The following is a 16,117-nucleotide window of genomic DNA, read 5'->3' as shown; positions in this document are numbered from 1 at the left end:
CGCGACCCTGCCCGGCGCGCAACTTGGCGCCGGGCAGCATCAGCCAGATATCGCGTACCTCTCAGGCTTTCTTTGCTGGCAAACCGGCAAGTTCCGCTTTCAGCCTGTTCTCGACGTGGCCCCGCATCGTCGTTTGCAACGCAGCAAAAAAGCCCGTGATGACTTCGCGCTTGCTTCTACGACCAAAGTCATAATCCCAAAGCAGCGATGGATAATGCCCATCTTGCGACGTTATCAATTCGGCGTCGTTAGGTCAGGCGGATTCGCGCGGAGATTGCTCTCCAGGCCCTTGCCGCCGGCACTCTGGGAGGAGACATCTATGGCAATTTCGGCAACAGCCGGCGCCCGTGGGCGCGGCATGACGCGAGAGGAGAAGAAGGTCATCTTCGCTTCGTCGCTCGGTACCGTCTTCGAGTGGTACGATTTCTATCTTTACGGTTCACTCGCGGCCTTCATCGGCGCGACTTTCTTTGCCTCGTATCCCGAGGCCACCCGCAACATCTTCGCGCTGCTCGCCTTCGCGGCAGGCTTTCTGGTTCGCCCGTTCGGCGCGCTGGTCTTCGGCCGCATCGGCGATCTCGTCGGCCGCAAATACACCTTCCTCGTCACCATCCTGATCATGGGCCTGTCGACCTTTTTTGTCGGTCTGCTGCCCGGCTCGGCCACCATCGGCATCGCCGCTCCGATCATCCTGATTGCGCTGCGCATGCTGCAGGGCCTGGCACTCGGCGGTGAATATGGCGGTGCTGCGACCTATGTCGCCGAGCACGCGCCCGACGACCGTCGCGGCTACTACACTTCGTGGATCCAGACTACGGCGACGCTCGGCCTGTTCCTGTCGCTGGTCGTCATCCTGGTCGTCCAGACCTCGCTCGGCAAGGAAGACTTCGCCGCCTGGGGATGGCGCATTCCGTTCCTGCTTTCGTTCATCCTGCTTGGCATCTCGGTGTGGATCCGTCTGTCGCTGTCGGAATCGCCGACCTTCCAGCGCATGAAGGAAGAGGGCAAGGGTTCCAAGGCGCCGCTGTCGGAAGCCTTCGGCCAGTGGAAGAACGCCAAGATCGCGCTGCTGGCACTGTTCGGCCTCACCGCCGGCCAAGCCGTGGTGTGGTACTCGGGCCAGTTCTACGCGCTGTTCTTCCTGACAAACGTGCTCAAGGTCGACGCACAGGCGGTCAACATCATGATCGCCGTCTCGCTGCTGCTCGGCACCGGTTTCTTCGTCTTCTTCGGCTGGCTGTCGGACAAGATCGGCCGCAAGCCGATCATCATGGCCGGCTTGGCGCTCGCCATCGTCACCTACTTCCCGCTGTTCAAGGCGCTGACTTGGGCCGCAAACCCGGCACTGGCCACTGCCCAGCAGAACGTTCGTGCCACCGTCACTGCCGCTCCTGGCGACTGCAAGTTCCAGTTCAACCCGGTGGGCACCGCCAAATTCACCACCTCCTGCGATATCGCGACGTCGTTCCTGACCCGCAATTCGGTTCCTTATGACGTCGTCACCACGGCGGCTGCCGGCACCCCTGCCACGGTCAAGATCGGCGAAGCAACCGTCACCTCCTATGACGCCATCGCCGCAGGCGATGCCGCCAAGGCGAACGACGCTGCCTTCGTCAAGGCCGTCAATATCGCTCTCCACGACGGCGGCTATCCGCTGGTCCGTGGTGCCGCAAAGGTTGCCGACCAGAAGCTGGACGCCTTTGTCGCTGCCAACCCCGAGCTGAAGCTCGACGCAGCCGCGATCCGCGGCGGCGAAAAGGCAACCATGCCAACCGAACAGGCGATCAAGGACAAGCTTGTGACCGCCGAGGAAGCAGCCGGTGCACCTGAAGTCGGCTTCTTCAACATCCCCGGCGGCGGCTCGTTCTCGATGGTTGCCGATCCGGCTGCCGTCAACAAGCCGATGGTCGTCGCGATCCTGTTCATCCTCGTCGTCTACGTGACGATGGTGTACGGCCCGATTGCCGCAATCCTGGTCGAGATGTTCCCGACCCGCATCCGCTACACCGGCATGTCGCTGCCCTACCACATCGGCAACGGCTGGTTCGGCGGCCTGCTGCCTGCAACCGCCTTCGCCATGAGTGCCGCGGCCGGCGATATCTACTACGGCCTGTGGTACCCGATCGCGATTGCCGCAATGACGCTGATCATCGGTGTGATCTTCGTCAAGGACACGCTGGGCACCAACCTCAACGCCAAGGACTGATCCGCGGCACCAGTAAGAAAAACCCGGCAGGTGCAAACCTGCCGGGCTTTTTCTTTTCCTGGTCCGACCCTTCAGTCAGCCTCGAACATCAGCGAGCGGTGCGTGGCAGCCCCTGCCATTGCGCCATCGCCCACTGCCAGCGCCACCGAGCCTGCCGCCCGCGCAATGTCGCCACATGCGAACACGCCCTTCGCCGTCGTCTGCTTCATAGCGTCGGTCCTGACGAAACTGCCCATCGGCCCAGCCTCCAGTTCGCAGCCCAGCTGTTCGACCCAGGGGATCTGAAGCGATGTCCTGGGCATGGTAAACAGCCCGTCCAGTTCAAACATCCGACCATCGTCGAGCACGAGGTCGGCGCCCTCGCCCCTGACCTCGCGGACGAGTGCCGCCTCGACCGTCGCGCCGCGCGCAGCAAGCTGCCGAAGCTGCTCGGCGTCGGGCGTGAACACGCCATTGGTGAACAGCGTCGTCGTGCCCCAGTCGGGCAGCATCAGGGCGTGATGCATGGAGTGCTCCGAAACGGCGAGCACGCCGATCCGGCCCTGGTTCAGCTCATAGCCATGGCAATATGGACAATGAAAGACGGATCTGCCCCAGCGTTGGCGCAGGCCGGGGATTTCGGGCAGGCTGTCGGAGACCCCGGCCGCCAGCACCAATCGCCTGGTGCTCGCCGCATCACCATTGCCGAGATCGACGGTGAAGCCGCCCTCGATCCGCCGCGCGCCCTCTGCCCTGCCCTCGACCCACGTCACGGTAGGGTAACGCTCGAGCTGCTCGCGTGCCTCGGCGGCGATCGCCCCCGCCCCGCGACCATCCTGGCCGAGGAAGCCATGGGAATGCATGGCAAAGCGGTTGCGCCGCTCGCCCGCGTCAATGACCAGAACCTTGCGCCTGGCGCGGGCAAGCTGCAGGCCCGCCGACATGCCCGCATAACTGCCGCCGACGATGATGACGTCGTAGTCCATGGCCAAAAATCCTTTGAAGCGACCCTGTGGTCGCGCTGCGCTTCCCCAGCGGGTCGAAGAGCCTTTCGCACTTTCACGACACTTCATATGTTACATGACTGTGGTCGTCAAGCTTCACGCAACTCCTGTTGTTGCGTGACCGACTATCTGTTAGGCCTGACCAGACGCCGGCAGCGAGCTGAACCACGCCAAAAAGCCGAAAGAACAGCACGATGAGATCCGACACCCGCCTCTCCCGCATGCTGCATGTGCTGATCCACATGCAGCACCACGAGGGAACCGCGACCTCGGACGCAATCGCCATCATGCTCGGCACCAACCCAGTGGTCGTACGCCGGACCATGGCCGGCCTGCGCGATCAGGGTTATGTCCGCTCGGAGAAGGGCCATGGCGGCGGTTGGCTGCTGGCGCGACCGCTGGAGGAGATCACGCTGCTCGACATCCACAAGGCGCTAGGCACCCCACAGCTCTTCGCCATCGGCCTCGCCGGCGACAACCCGAGCTGCACCATCGAGCAGGCGGTCAACACCTCACTCGCCGAAGCGATGGACGCGGCCGAGGCGATCCTTTTGGCCAAATTCGGCAAGGTCACGCTGGCGGAGCTGGCCGAGGGCGCGGCGAAGGTCGCAAACGGCAGGCTGACGATGGAGCACCTTTAGGGTCTTTCTTCGCGATCTCGCTGCAGGCCACGATCATCCGCAAGCTGACGGTTAACGAGCTTTCACCAAACCGACGATGAAATTCTCTCTCCAGCAACAACGGGTTCTCATCACGCCGATAGAATCCGGGGTCTTGGGAGGAGCCATCAATGGCAATAGCGCAGATGAATTGGGGGCGACTGAAGTACCCGGCCGACGATCCGCGATTGAATGAATTTATGGACGGCCTTGGAGACGTCTACCGCTTGGCAGAAGCTCACCCTGGGTTCCTGTGGCGGATAGCTGATGACGCAATAGCTGCGGAAACGAAGGCCTGCGGCTTCGACAATCGCATGTCCGCAACTGTCTCGCTCTGGAGGAGCCTGGACGATCTCCACGATTACACCTTCAACTCACTGCATGGCATCTACCTCAAGCGAACCTCCGAATGGTTCGAGAAGATAGATGAGCCTCAGCTGGTCATCTGATACGTTGAGAATGGCAACGTCAGACCAACCTTTGCTGAAGCTTGGGAGCGGCTGATCTCGCTTCAAGGATCCGGATCGTCAGATCGAGGATATGGCTGGCGAAAGTAGCGCTGCCGAACCGACTGTCGTTGGGCAGCAACCCTTGGGCATCCGGCCCCTCAGCCGACTTGCGTGTCGGTCTGCAGCCCGCCGCGGCCACGCAGCAGCACGGTCAGCACGGCGCCGCAGATGGCGATCGCGCTGCACAGCAATGCGGCGACCTTGAGCGCTTGTCCCAGGGCATCGCGCGCCGCCTCGATCTGCACACCGGCATTGTCCGGCCCAAGTGCTGCGTTCATTGGCAACGCCGCAAGCTGCGGATGGTCCACAAGCGCCAGTTGGTAGAGCATCGTCAGCAGGCTGCCGAGTACGGCGATGCCAAATGCACCGCCCAGTTCGGTGCTGGCCTCGGACAGGCCGGCGGCGGCACCGGCATGTGATGCCGCCACCGAGCCGACAATGACGTCGGTCGTCATGGTGAAGACTGGCGCCAGCCCAAGCGAGAACAGGCAGTAGGCCGCAATCATCAGCGTGAGATCGCCGCTGGCGGCCGCGACTCCCGCCAGCGCGAAGCCACCGGCTGCAACGAGGAAACCGAGCGCCATCAACGCAACCGTGCCGAGGCGTGATGCAATCGCCGGTGCCGCAATCGCACCGGCGATGAACGCCACGCCCGACGGCGCCGAGGCCAGTCCGGCCTGCAATTCCGTCAGGCCGAGGCCGAGCTGGAAATACAGCGCCATCAGCAGGAACATGCCGAAGGCAACGAAGAAACCGAGAATGTTGATGGTCAGCGCTGCCGAAAAGCGTGGCGAGGCAAACATATCGAGGTCGAGGAACGGAACCGCGAGCCGCCGCTGCCGGCGCAGGAACAATGTCGTGGCAACAATGCTCACTGCCAGCGCGAGACCGGCCTCGCCGCTCCAGCCGTCCATCGCCACCTTCTTGATGGCATAGACCAGGCCAAGCACCGCCACCAGCAAGCTGAGCGCGCTTGCGACGTCGGGGCGTGGCGCCGCGCCGTCGCGCGCTTCCGGCAGCATCCTCGGGCCAAGAACCAGAAGCAGGGCCATGATGGGCAGGTTGATCAGGAACACGGATCCCCACCAGAAATATTCGAGCAGCACGCCGCCAACCAGTGGACCGACGGCACCACCGGCGGAGAAGCTGGCGATCCAGACGCCGATCGCCTTGCTGCGATCCTCGGGGTGCGGAAACAGGTTGCGCACCATCGACAGCGTCGACGGCGCAAGCGTCGCTGCGGCAATGCCCATCAGCGCGCGCGCCGCGATCATCATCGGCGCCGAGCTCGCGAAGGCAGCGATCAGAGACGCCACGCCGAAGGCGAATGCGCCCCACAGCAGCAGGCGCCGGCGGCCGATGCGGTCGCCGACGACGCCCATCGGGATCAGCGCGGCGGCCAGGATGAAGCCATAGATGTCCACCATCCACAACAGCTGAGCTGGCGTCGGGTCGAGATCGGCCGCCAACTCCGGCAGTGCGAGGTTCAGCACCGTCAGGTCCATCGAGTACAGCAGGCACGGCAAGGCGAGGATCGCCATCGCCAACCATTCACGGCGCCCCGCCCGGGGCAAATCGCCATGCTCTTCCATCTTCGCCTCTCCTGGAGCGCTTGATCGACAGGTACGCGCGTGACAATGTGGATATGTGTGAACTAACTACTCCTAAAAAGCAACTACATGGTTTTGAATGAGAACTGAAAAGAGCAGAAGCTACGACGATGGCTGTGCGACGGCGCATGCGCTTGACCTGATCGGTGAGCGCTGGGCGCTGCTTGTCGTCCGCGAGTTGCTCTTCGGGCCCAAGCGCTTCACCGACCTGCGCACCGACCTGCGCACCATCAGCCCCAACGTGCTGACCCAGCGCCTGGAGGCGCTGGAGGCAACAGGCATCGTGCGCCGGCGCAAGCTGCCGCCGCCTGCCGCATCCTGGATCTATGAACTGACCGAGTGGGGCAGCGAGCTCGAGGACACCATCGTCACTCTGGGCAAATGGGGCGCCCGTTCGCCGTTTCTGGAACAGGGCCTGCCGATCAGCCGGGCCGGGTTGCTGCTGGCCATGCGGGCGATGTACAGGCCACAAGACGACGGCGGCTTCTGCGTTTGCCTCGACATGCCGGACGGCACGGCTGTCGTCTCCGGCACAGCTGAAGGCTTCGACATCCAGTTCGGCGACGAGGCCTCGAAGTCAGCCCGAGCCATGTTCTCCGGCACCTCAAGCGTTCTCGACAGCATTCTGTTCGGCGGCGTCTCCGTCGCAGCGGCGGTGAAGGCGGGCGATGCCAGGATCACCGGCGACATGTCGGCCATGGCCAAGCTGCTGCGGGCATTCCCGATGCCGTCGGCAGCGCCCGGCCTGGCGCCCTAGCTGTCGTTTCCAAGAAGGTTGTTCAGTCTTTGGAACGGGCTGATGCCGCCAAGGGCGGAATGTGGGCGTTCCAGGTTGTAGTTGGCTGCCCAGTGGTGGATGGCCTTGGCGCGTTCGTTCGATGAGGCGTATGGCCTTGCATAGGCCCATTCGCGCAGCGAAGTCTGGATGAAGCGCTCGGCCTTGCCGTTGGTGCGCGGGGTATAGGGCCTGGTGCGGATGTGGCGGGCACCAGCACCTTGGAGCGCCTGGGCGAACAGTTTGGAGCGATAAGCCGAGCCGTTGTCGGTCATCACCCGCTCAACCCTGGCGCCCAGCCTGGCATACCAGGCCAGTGCCCGGTTGAGGAAACCGGTGGCATCTTCCCGGCCCAGGCTTGGCAGCAGTTCGACATAGGCGAGGCGCGAGGCATCGTCGATGGCGACATGCAGGTGTTCGTAGCCGATGCCTCGGGCGCGATGATGGCCCTGGTGCTGGCCCGTGATCCGGTGGCCAACGCCGTCGATGCGGCCCAGGGTCTTGATGTCGATGTGGACCAGTTCGCCCGGCCGCTGCCGTTCGTAGCGCAGCACCGGCGGCCGGGGATCAAGCCAGGCCAGCCGGTTCAGTCCCAGCCGGCGCAGCACCAGGCCCACCGTCGAGCGCGCCAGGCCCAAGGACCGGGCAATCGCCGGCCCCGTCATACGCTGGCGGCGCAACTGCTCGATCCGAGACACCTGCATGGCTGCCAGCCGATGCCGGCAGCGGTGCGGCGCTGAACTGCGATCGTGCAGAACCCGGTCGCCGGCCCGGTAGCGGCCGAGCCAGCGATAGGCCGTCCGTTCCGAAACCCCGGCCGAACCGGCAGCACGCCGCACGCTCCAGCCCTGTTCAATGCGTTGAACCAAAAGCACTCGACCTGAAGGCGTCAAAAGCGCATTCTTATGAACGTTCATTCGGGGAGCTCCACTGAAGGTTGGTTGGCTTCGCAACCCCAGCTTCTCAGTCCATCCTCGAATGAACAACCTTCATAGCTTCGACACCTAGCGGCGTGCCGGCGCGCTGAGGGCACTGGCTTGGTCGTTCCCCGCACCTGCTTGCTGGCGCAGGTCCTGGACTTGGCTCATAAGCACCAGACATCTTTCGCCGAGGTCGCCACTCCATGCCCCTGCACATCAACACGCCGCTGCTCGAATCCCGGCCACTGAGCCTCGCCGCCGGGCGCTCGATCTGGCTGAAGATGGATGCGCTGCAGCCACCGGGCTCGTTCAAGATTCGCGGCATAGGTGCTGCCTGCGAACATCATGCCAAGGCGGGCAAGCGCCGCTTCGTCTCGTCCTCCGGCGGCAATGCCGGCATCGCGGTCGCTTACGCCGGCCGCCGGCTTGGCATGCCGGTGTCGGTCTTTGTCCCGGAAACGGCAACGGAATTGGCCAAGGCGCTGATCCGCCAGGAGGGCGCGGAGGTCATCGTCCATGGCGCGTCATGGCAAGAGGCCAACGAACGCGCCATGTCGGCGCTCGATGCTGACACGGCCTTCATCCACCCCTTCGACGACCCGCTGCTCTGGACCGGCCACGCGACGATGATCGACGAGGTCGTCGCGGAAGGTTTGTCCTTCGACGCGGTTGCCCTGTCGGTCGGCGGCGGCGGGTTGATGTCGGGCATCGTCGAGGGCATGGCCCGCAACAGCCTCGCGCATATCCCGATCATCGCGGTCGAAACAGAGGGCGCTGCCTCGCTTGCTGTCGCCATGGAGGCCGGCCAGCGGGTGCAGTTGCCGGCCATTACCAGCATCGCCACCTCACTCGGCGCCCGCATTGTCAGCGAGCGCGCCTTCGAAGTGACGCAGACCCAGTCCGTCGACAGCGTCGTGGTCAGCGACCATACCGCCGTCGAGGCCTGCCTGCGCTTCCTCGACGATCACCGGGTACTGGTCGAACCGGCCTGCGGCGCAACGCTTGCCCTCGCCTACAGCCATATGGATGCGCTCTCGCGCTACAACCGCGTACTGATGATCGCCTGCGGCGGCGCCACCGCGTCGTTGGCCCAGTTGCAGGCGTGGCACACTGCCTGATCCTTCGACATCGGCCTTGGTGCGCGACGACCTATCAGGGCGAGCGCGCGGCCAGGCGGCCGATGGCGACGAAGATCGCCAGCGCGACAACGCCGAGCAGGGTGGTAAAGGACAGCGCCCAGGAAATGCCGATGGTGGCCATGGCGAAGGCCAGTGCGAAGGGTGCGACGGCAGAGACGATCAGCCGGGCCGACATGGCGCGGCCCTGCAGCCGGCCATAGCCGTCGCTGCCGAACAGCGCCAGCGGCAGCGCGCCGGTGACGATACTGAACAGACCATTGCCCATGCCGAAGATGACGGCGAAGGTCATTGCACCCGCTATCGACGGAGCGGTTGCCAGCAACACACCCACGCCAGCGGTCATCAGCACCGCCGAGATGATCGCGAGTGTCAGCGGCGCGAGGTTGATGCCGGCCACCATGTTGATGAAGCGGCTGAGCACCTGGGCGGGTCCGAACAGCGTGCCGACGACGGCAGCCGTGGCGCCGAGCCCAAGGCCTGAGAGCAGCGGCACCATGTGGACCAGAATTGCCGCGCTCACCAGGTTCTGTACCGAGAGCGCAATCACCATCAGGGCGAAACCGAGTGGACGCACGGCAGCGGCAAGCGAACCCTCGACATGTTGGTGCGGCTCGGTGGCAATCTGGCCTTGCCCCGTCCGGCGAAACGACAGCCAGGCATGCAGCGGCAGGCAAACGACCAGGTTGAGGACGGCGAAGACGAGATAGACAGCCTGCCAAGACATCTGCGCGTGCAGTGCCGTGGTGATTGGCCAGAAGGCGGTCGAGGCGAAGCCGGCGATGAGCGTCAGATAGGTGATGTTGCGCTGGGCGTCGCGCGGCGATATCTGGACGAGCAGCGCAAAGGCCGCGCCATACTGGACGAGGTTCGAGGCGACCTGGATCGCCACCAGCGCGATGACGAAGCTGATCGCTTCAGGAGCTGCCGCACAGGCGACGAGTGCTGCGGCCGCGACAGCCGAACCGGCCGTCATGATGCGGCCGGCGCCATAGCGGTCAATCCAGTTGCCAAGCCAGGGCGCGGTCAGTCCGCCGACGAGCAGTGCCGCCGACAGCGCGCCGAACAGCCACTCGACCGGCCACGACAAGTCCTTGGCCATGTCGTGGGCAAGAATGGAAAAGCTGTAGTAGAGCGTGCCATATCCGACGATCTGGGTGATGCCGAGCGCGATGACGGCGGCAATCGGCGAACGCACGGCGGTCATCGGGAAATCGGCTCGTTCTCGGTCTTTGCTGCCGCCTCCTTCCGATGTCCGCCGCATCAGGTCAAGCGGCGTGAGGCCCTGGCACAACTCATGCGCCCTGGCAAAAGCCAAGCCTTGCCGGTGATCGAAGCAACGTTCGAAGCCTGCGCCCACCCAACCGCAAGCAGGTTGGGCGCTTCGTCCAGAGAACCTGCGCAGTCCAAACAGCAGACAACGCCTGCTTCAGCGTTACCGGAGCAGGCGAAGCGCCCTCGCCTATGCATTCACCCAGCATTTGGTCAGCGCATGGCCGCCCATCAGCTCGCCATTGGGATCGTCGACCCAGCCGCCGACCTTGGTGCCGGTCGCGTCGATGTAGTTGTTGAACATCGGCACGATGACGCCGCCCTCGTCGCGCAGGATCACGGCTGCCTGACGGTAGAGGTCCTTGCGCCTAGCCTGGTCGAGCTCGCCGCGCGCCGACAGGATCAGCTTGTCGAAATCGTCGCGGAAGAAGCGGGTGTCATTCCACTCGGCCTTGGACAGATAGGCGATGGAATAGACCTGGTCCTGCGTCGGCCTGCCGGTCCAGTAGGACATCGAGAAGGGCTGCTTGTTCCACACTTCCGACCAGTAGCCGTCGCCCGGCTCGCGCTTGACCTCGAGCGTTATGCCGGCCTTGGCCGCACTCTGCTGGTAGAGCTGGGCGGCATCGACAGCACCTGGGAAGGCGACGTCGGAAGTCCGCAGCAGCACCGGGCCGCTATGACCCGACTTCTTGTAGTGGAACGCCGCCTTGTCAGGATCGTAGGCGCGCTGCTCGATGTCGTCGGAGAACATCGCATAGGCCTTGGTCACCGGCATGTCGTTGCCGATCGAGCCGTAGCCGCTCAGCACCTTCTTGACCATCTCCTCGCGGTCGACGGCATATTTCAGCGCCAGCCTCAGATCGTTGTTGTCGAAGGGTGCGGTGTTGCAATGAGCGATGAAGACGTAGTGGCCCTTGCCCGGCACGTTGCGGATCTCTACGCCCGGCACGCGCTTGATCAGGTCGACGATCTTCGGTTCGACCCGGTTGATCAGATCGACCTGGCCGCCCTGAAGTGCGGCAGTGCGCGCTGTCGCGTCGTTGATCACAACGATCTCGATCTGGTCGGCATGGCCGCGCTTGTCGGAACCCCAGTAGTTCTTGCTCAACTCGCCGACATGGCGCACGCCCGGCTCGTTGACCATCACCTTGTAGGGGCCGGTGCCGATGCCTTCGGTCGGATTGTCCTTGCCGCCATTTGGCTGAATCATGAGGTGATAGTCGCTGACCACGTAAGGCAGGTCGGCATTGGCCTCCTTGAGCTGGATGACGACATAGTCGCCGTCAACCTTCATGCTTTCGAACTGGCTGACGAAGGCGAGTGCCGCCGATTTCGAATTGGCGTCGGCATGGCGCTCCAGCGTCGCCATCACGTCATCAGGCGTAAGCTCCTTGCCATTGTGGAAGGTCACGCCCTTGCGGATCTTGAAATGCCAGGTCTTGGCGTCGTCGGAGGCTTCATAGCTTTCGGCCAGGCGCGGCTCGATCTCGCCCGCCGGCGACACTTCCAGCATCTGCTCGCCCCAGCTGCGGCCAAGCGTGTAGGGCACCTGGCTGGCCCATGTCGCCGGGTCGAGGCTGTCGGTGGCGGCACCGCCGACCATGCCGGCCTTGAGCACGCCGCCCTTGACCGGCGCTTGCGCATGTGCGGCACCGGCCAGCAGCGTATTGGCCGAAAGGGCCGTGACTCCAAGGGCTGCGGCACGGCCGAGAAAGTCGCGGCGCGACATCCGTCCACTGACGACGAGACGGCTGAGATGGTCGAGTTCACGAGACATTGGACTGCGTTCCTCCAGATGGGCGCGACTTGATGTCGTCATGGTTCCCCAACGTAATATTGAGTGGCGGGCCGTCTCACGCTGCCCGCCGGACGCGACATCTGATGGCGCTTTTGGAATAGCTGGCTTTTCTCCTGCCGCCGCATCAACCCTTGCCTTGCAAGGCTCTTGCCCTGCTTTCAAAGCCGTGTGACGATGTCGCCAACGGGGAGGAAGATCTCAGACGAATTTGCCCGCGACGGCCGAACAGGCCGGCCGCCGCATTCAGGGAAAAATGCCTGAGTGGAGGTCAGCTCTCATGGGTAGTCGCGCCGGAGGAAGACGCACGGGACCGAAGTGCATCGCCATCGTCGGTCCCTTCGCCAGCGGTAAAACCACACTTCTCGAAGCCCTTCTCGCCCGCACGGGCGCCATTTCCAAGCAGCACCCGGTCGCCTCCGGCAACACGGTCTCCGACCACTCGGCCGAGGCCAAGGCGCATGCCATGAGCGTCGAGGCGGTCTTCGCCACCACCCAGTTCATGGGCGAGGCCATCACCTTCGTCGACTGCCCCGGCTCGGTCGAGTTCGCCTTCGAGGCCGAGCCCATCCTTGCCGCCTGCGACCTCGCCGTCGTGGTCGCCGAGCCCGACGAGAAGAAGATCCCGGCCCTGCAGTTGATCATGCGCAAGCTCGACGATCTCGGCGTGCCGCGTATCCTGTTCCTCAACAAGATCGACAAGGCAGCCGCCGGCGTCCGCGACACGCTGAAGCTGCTGCAGCCGGTCAGCCGCACGCCGCTGCTCCTGCGGCAGATCCCGCTGCGCAAGGACGGCGTCGTCGTCGGTTCGATCGACCTCGCGCTGGAGCGCGCCTACATCTACCGCGAATATGCCGAGAGCGAGATCGCCGACATCCCAGGCGACGACAAGGCGCGCGAACTCGAAGCCCGCTTCGCCATGCTGGAAACCCTCGCCGACCATGACGACCAGTTGATGGAGCAGTTGCTCGAGGAGATCGAGCCGCCCAAAGACGAAATCTTCGACGACCTTGCCGCAGACCTGCGCGACGGCGCGGTCACGCCGGTGCTGATCGGCTCGGCCGAAAAGGGCAATGGCGCGCTGCGCCTGCTCAAGGCGATCCGCCACGACGCCCCCGACATCGATGCGACACGCAAGCGCCTCGGCATATCCGACGGCAGCGCCGCTGTAGTGCAGGTGATGAAGACCATCCACACCTCCCACGCCGGCAAGCTGTCGGTGTCGCGCATCCTGTCCGGCCAGGTCGCCGATGGTACGGAGCTCTGGCTCAACGCCACCGACACCTCGAAGGTCTCGGGCATTTACCGCTTGCTCGGCAAGGACCAGTCCAAGCAGTCGGGCGCCAGCGCCGGCGACACTGTCGCGCTCGGCAAGCTCGAACATGCCGCGACCGGCCAGACGCTGACCACGGCCAAGGGCGGCATCAAGCCGCTGTTCATTCTCGAACCGCCCAAGCCGGTCTATGCCTTTGCCCTGCGTCCCAAGGAACGCAAGGACGAGGTCAAGATGTCGGCGGCGATCCAGCGCCTGGCCGAGGAAGATCCCTCGCTCACCCTGCACCACAACCAGGACTCGGCGGAAACTGTTCTGTCCGGCCATGGCGAGATGCATCTGAGGGTGCTGCGCGAGCGGCTCGAAGGCCGCAATCAGATCGCCGTGGAAGGCCACGCGCCGGCGGTGCCCTATCGCGAGACCATTCGCAAATCGGTCCAGCAGCGCGGCCGCCACAAGAAGCAATCGGGCGGTCACGGCCAGTTCGGTGATGTCGTCATCGAGATCAAGCCGCTGCCGCGCGGCTCGGGTTTCGAGTTCACCGACACCATCACAGGCGGCGTCGTGCCCAAGCAATACATCCAGTCGGTCGAAGCCGGCGCACGCGACTTCCTCAAGACCGGCCCGCTCGGCTTCCCTGTCGTCGACATCGCCATCAACCTGTCCGACGGTTCGTATCACTCGGTCGATTCCTCCGACATGGCGTTCCAGATGGCGGCGAAGATCGCGATGAAGGAGGGTATGCCGAGTTGCTCGCCGGTGCTGCTCGAACCGGTCATGAAGGTCGAGATCTTCACCCCCTCCGATGCCACGGCGCGCATCATCGCATTGGTGCCGCAGCGCCGCGGCCAGATCCTCGGCTACGACGCCCGTACCGATTGGCCCGGATGGGATGTCGTCGAGGCGACGATGCCGCAATCGGAGATCGGCGACCTGATCATCGAGCTGCGCTCAGCCACCGCCGGTGCCGCCACCTACCGCGCCGAGTTCGACCACATGGCCGAACTCACCGGCCGCCTCGCCGACGAAGCGATGCAGTCGGGCGGCAAGGCCGCGTGAGATCAGCAGCGGGGCGGTCCACGCGGGTCGTCCGGCAGCTCTCCTCACGCTCTCTTGATCTCCCATCCGGGACGGCGCTGTAACGCGGCGACGTTTCCACGCGTATGTGAACGTGACAGCGTTGATTTCGCCGTCCGCAGGGGCGACCTTGCGACCGGCCTATTGGAGAGCAAGCATGGCATTCATTCACCGCCGTCCGTCCTGGGCAATTCCGGAAGCGCTGGCGACACCCGAGCACATCTTCCTCAACCGCCGCAGCATTCTGGCCGGCATGGGACTTGGGCTCGCGGCAGCAGCCCTGCCCCGCAAGGCGCGCGCCGAGGAGGCCGATCCGACCGCCGATCTCTATCCGGCCAAGCCGAATGCCACCTACAAGCTCGACCGTGCGCTGACGCCCGAAGCGATCAACGCCAACTACAACAACTTCTACGAATACGGCACCTACAAGGAGATCGCGGCCAACGCCCAGCAGCTCAAGACGCGGCCGTGGGACATCCAGATCGGCGGCCTCGTCGACAAGCCGATGACGCTTGCCATCGACGACCTGATCCGCAAATTCCCGCTCGAGACGCGGCTCTACCGCCACCGCTGCGTCGAGGCCTGGTCGATGACCATCCCGTGGAGCGGCTTCCCGCTGAAGGCGCTTGTCGCCATGGCGAGCCCCAAGACGGATGCAAAATTCATCCGCTTCGAGACCTTCCTCGATCCGTCCATGGCGCCCGGCCAGAACGACTTCGTCTATCCCTGGCCCTATGTCGAAGGCGTCACCATCGAGGAAGCGGCGCTCGACCTGCCTTTCCTCGTCACAGGCGCCTATGACAAGCCGCTGGCCAAGCAGTTTGGCGCGCCGATACGGCTCGTCCTGCCGTGGAAATACGGCTTCAAGTCGATCAAGTCGATCCGCAAGATCGACTTCGTCGCCGAACAGCCGGTGGGCCTGTGGGAAGCGATCCAGCCGAGCGAATACGGTTTCTGGGCGAACGTGAATCCCGAGGTCCCGCACCCGCGCTGGAGCCAGGCCAAGGAGCGCGTGCTGGGCACCGGCGAACAGGTGCCGACACAGCTGTTCAACGGCTATGCCGCCGAAATAGGTCAGCTCTACGCAGGCAAGGATCCCGCCAAGCTTTACATGTGATCCCACCTGCATGCCCTCGAAAAATCGAAGCGATTGTCGAGAGGGATCATGCAGTGTCAAAAAGAACTTGGGAGGTGTCCGCGCGTCAGTTTGTGCGCGCGGTGCCCTACTCCGCTTTCGCCTCGACATGCCACCATTTTGGCCGACCACCCTTGAACGAGTGGCTCTTCGGCATGAGCTCAATCGCGCCGGGCTTGTCGAAGACGCCGAGCAGCAGTGCGACCACGGGCGCGTCGTCGATGGCGCCGAATGAGCTGCCGCAGGCCGGGCAGAAGGCGCGACTGGAATAGTCGGACGAGCGATAGACCGATGGCGCGCCACCCGGTCCGGTCCACGTCACGCGGTCGCTTGGAAATTCGACCCAGGAAGCGGTCAGCGAACCTGTGTGGCGCTGGCACATGCGGCACGAGCATGTATGCGGCTTGCCGGCCGTTCCGGTCGCCTCGAAGCGGACTGCGCCGCACAGGCAGCCGCCGCCAAAGACCTTGGCCTTGGCCACACCCGCCTTGCTCGCGCCCTTGGCCGCATCTGTCATGCTCATGAATGTCCCCCCAAAAGATCCATCTGGCCGCGCCTGGCAAAATATGGATTCGCAGCAATGTCGCCCAGCCTTGACCGGCCGCCGACAAAATAAAAGCGGCGCCCGAGGATATCCTCGGACACCGCTTTTTTGCGGACCGTTCCGCGGGAGGCGGAACGGCAGGTCCGCCGCTACGTGGCCAACGTCTTGGGTCGTCGGCAATCTGCTGGACGCGGCGCGTTGCCTGAACCTGGCGCGCACG

At 64.2% G+C, this 16,117-nt stretch carries 13 protein-coding genes; 7 read left to right on the top strand and 6 right to left on the bottom strand.

The features are described from left to right. The first annotated feature begins 319 nt into the window (after window positions 1–319). Complete coding sequence (locus SLT36_RS11505) at window positions 320–2,206, top strand: MFS transporter (RefSeq protein ID WP_432287544.1); 1,887 nt, start codon at window positions 320–322, stop codon at window positions 2,204–2,206. A gap of 71 nt (window positions 2,207–2,277) precedes the next feature. Here SLT36_RS11505 and SLT36_RS11500 read toward each other — a convergent pair whose 3' ends face one another. Then, entirely contained in the window at window positions 2,278–3,171 is an 894-nt protein-coding gene (locus tag SLT36_RS11500) for an NAD(P)/FAD-dependent oxidoreductase (RefSeq protein WP_432287543.1), read from the bottom strand. 212 nt (window positions 3,172–3,383) lie between these two features. Between SLT36_RS11500 and SLT36_RS11495 the strand changes: the two genes are divergently transcribed. Continuing rightward, complete coding sequence (locus SLT36_RS11495) at window positions 3,384–3,830, top strand: Rrf2 family transcriptional regulator (RefSeq protein ID WP_192315163.1); 447 nt, start codon at window positions 3,384–3,386, stop codon at window positions 3,828–3,830. A gap of 149 nt (window positions 3,831–3,979) precedes the next feature. Further along, complete coding sequence (locus SLT36_RS11490; protein ID WP_432287542.1) at window positions 3,980–4,297, top strand: DUF3291 domain-containing protein; 318 nt, start codon at window positions 3,980–3,982, stop codon at window positions 4,295–4,297. Window positions 4,298–4,455: 158 nt separating this feature from the next. Here SLT36_RS11490 and SLT36_RS11485 read toward each other — a convergent pair whose 3' ends face one another. After that, window positions 4,456–5,949, bottom strand: a complete 1,494-nt coding sequence (locus SLT36_RS11485) for an MFS transporter (protein ID WP_432287541.1) — start codon at window positions 5,947–5,949, stop codon at window positions 4,456–4,458. 97 nt (window positions 5,950–6,046) lie between these two features. Here SLT36_RS11485 and SLT36_RS11480 point away from each other — a divergent pair, with 97 nt between their 5' ends. Then, on the top strand, window positions 6,047–6,724 hold the full coding sequence (locus SLT36_RS11480) for a winged helix-turn-helix transcriptional regulator (RefSeq protein ID WP_432287539.1): 678 nt from the start codon (window positions 6,047–6,049) through the stop codon (window positions 6,722–6,724). On the opposite strand, the gene SLT36_RS11475 is transcribed toward SLT36_RS11480, so the two are convergent. Then, complete coding sequence (locus SLT36_RS11475; protein ID WP_432287538.1) at window positions 6,721–7,659, bottom strand: IS481 family transposase; 939 nt, start codon at window positions 7,657–7,659, stop codon at window positions 6,721–6,723. The two genes, SLT36_RS11480 and SLT36_RS11475, sit on opposite strands and share 4 nt — an antisense overlap. Before the next feature lie 206 nt (window positions 7,660–7,865). Here SLT36_RS11475 and SLT36_RS11470 point away from each other — a divergent pair, with 206 nt between their 5' ends. Continuing rightward, window positions 7,866–8,780, top strand: a complete 915-nt coding sequence (locus tag SLT36_RS11470; RefSeq protein WP_432287537.1) for a pyridoxal-phosphate dependent enzyme — start codon at window positions 7,866–7,868, stop codon at window positions 8,778–8,780. Window positions 8,781–8,814: 34 nt separating this feature from the next. Here the strand turns inward: SLT36_RS11470 and arsK are convergent, their stop codons facing one another. Together arsK and SLT36_RS11460 are read right to left on the bottom strand one after the other, a co-directional pair. Further along, complete coding sequence (arsK, locus tag SLT36_RS11465; RefSeq protein WP_432287535.1) at window positions 8,815–10,005, bottom strand: arsenite efflux MFS transporter ArsK; 1,191 nt, start codon at window positions 10,003–10,005, stop codon at window positions 8,815–8,817. Between the two features lie 255 nt (window positions 10,006–10,260). Next, window positions 10,261–11,850, bottom strand: coding sequence for an ABC transporter substrate-binding protein (locus SLT36_RS11460; protein WP_432287534.1), 1,590 nt, complete (start codon window positions 11,848–11,850; stop codon window positions 10,261–10,263). Between the two features lie 298 nt (window positions 11,851–12,148). Between SLT36_RS11460 and SLT36_RS11455 the strand changes: the two genes are divergently transcribed. Further along, a complete protein-coding gene (locus SLT36_RS11455; protein WP_432287533.1) occupies window positions 12,149–14,200 on the top strand; it encodes an elongation factor G in 2,052 nt (683 codons plus the stop codon). A 175-nt stretch (window positions 14,201–14,375) separates the two neighbouring features. Then, window positions 14,376–15,335 (top strand): protein-methionine-sulfoxide reductase catalytic subunit MsrP, encoded by a 960-nt coding sequence (msrP, locus tag SLT36_RS11450; RefSeq protein WP_067959687.1) that lies wholly within the window; start codon window positions 14,376–14,378, stop codon window positions 15,333–15,335. Between the two features lie 106 nt (window positions 15,336–15,441). On the opposite strand, the gene SLT36_RS11445 is transcribed toward msrP, so the two are convergent. Further along, the gene (locus SLT36_RS11445) at window positions 15,442–15,876 is read right to left on the bottom strand and encodes a GFA family protein (protein WP_432287532.1); all 435 of its coding nucleotides are present in this window, start codon (window positions 15,874–15,876) and stop codon (window positions 15,442–15,444) included. Between the last annotated feature and the right edge of the window lie 241 nt (window positions 15,877–16,117).

Origin of the sequence: Aminobacter sp. BA135 (assembly GCF_050859125.1) — a bacterium.
GTDB classification, from domain to species: Bacteria; Pseudomonadota; Alphaproteobacteria; order Rhizobiales; family Rhizobiaceae; genus Aminobacter; species Aminobacter ciceronei.
The sequence above is the reverse complement of the archived record's forward strand: the minus strand, read 5'-3'. Positions and strand labels throughout refer to the sequence as shown.

What these genes read in the sequence shown, in the direction of transcription:
- msrP (WP_067959687.1), top strand. Translation starts at nt 14,376, where the DNA reads ATGGCATTCATTCACCGCCGTCCGTCCTGGGCAATTCCGGAAGCGCTG.
- SLT36_RS11475 (WP_432287538.1), bottom strand. Translation starts at nt 7,659, where the DNA reads ATGAACGTTCATAAGAATGCGCTTTTGACGCCTTCAGGTCGAGTGCTT.
- SLT36_RS11470 (WP_432287537.1), top strand. Translation starts at nt 7,866, where the DNA reads ATGCCCCTGCACATCAACACGCCGCTGCTCGAATCCCGGCCACTGAGC.
- SLT36_RS11480 (WP_432287539.1), top strand. Translation starts at nt 6,047, where the DNA reads ATGAGAACTGAAAAGAGCAGAAGCTACGACGATGGCTGTGCGACGGCG.
- SLT36_RS11500 (WP_432287543.1), bottom strand. Translation starts at nt 3,171, where the DNA reads ATGGACTACGACGTCATCATCGTCGGCGGCAGTTATGCGGGCATGTCG.
- SLT36_RS11485 (WP_432287541.1), bottom strand. Translation starts at nt 5,949, where the DNA reads ATGGAAGAGCATGGCGATTTGCCCCGGGCGGGGCGCCGTGAATGGTTG.
- SLT36_RS11505 (WP_432287544.1), top strand. Translation starts at nt 320, where the DNA reads ATGGCAATTTCGGCAACAGCCGGCGCCCGTGGGCGCGGCATGACGCGA.
- SLT36_RS11445 (WP_432287532.1), bottom strand. Translation starts at nt 15,876, where the DNA reads ATGAGCATGACAGATGCGGCCAAGGGCGCGAGCAAGGCGGGTGTGGCC.
- SLT36_RS11490 (WP_432287542.1), top strand. Translation starts at nt 3,980, where the DNA reads ATGGCAATAGCGCAGATGAATTGGGGGCGACTGAAGTACCCGGCCGAC.
- SLT36_RS11495 (WP_192315163.1), top strand. Translation starts at nt 3,384, where the DNA reads ATGAGATCCGACACCCGCCTCTCCCGCATGCTGCATGTGCTGATCCAC.
- SLT36_RS11460 (WP_432287534.1), bottom strand. Translation starts at nt 11,850, where the DNA reads ATGTCTCGTGAACTCGACCATCTCAGCCGTCTCGTCGTCAGTGGACGG.
- arsK (WP_432287535.1), bottom strand. Translation starts at nt 10,005, where the DNA reads ATGACCGCCGTGCGTTCGCCGATTGCCGCCGTCATCGCGCTCGGCATC.
- SLT36_RS11455 (WP_432287533.1), top strand. Translation starts at nt 12,149, where the DNA reads ATGGGTAGTCGCGCCGGAGGAAGACGCACGGGACCGAAGTGCATCGCC.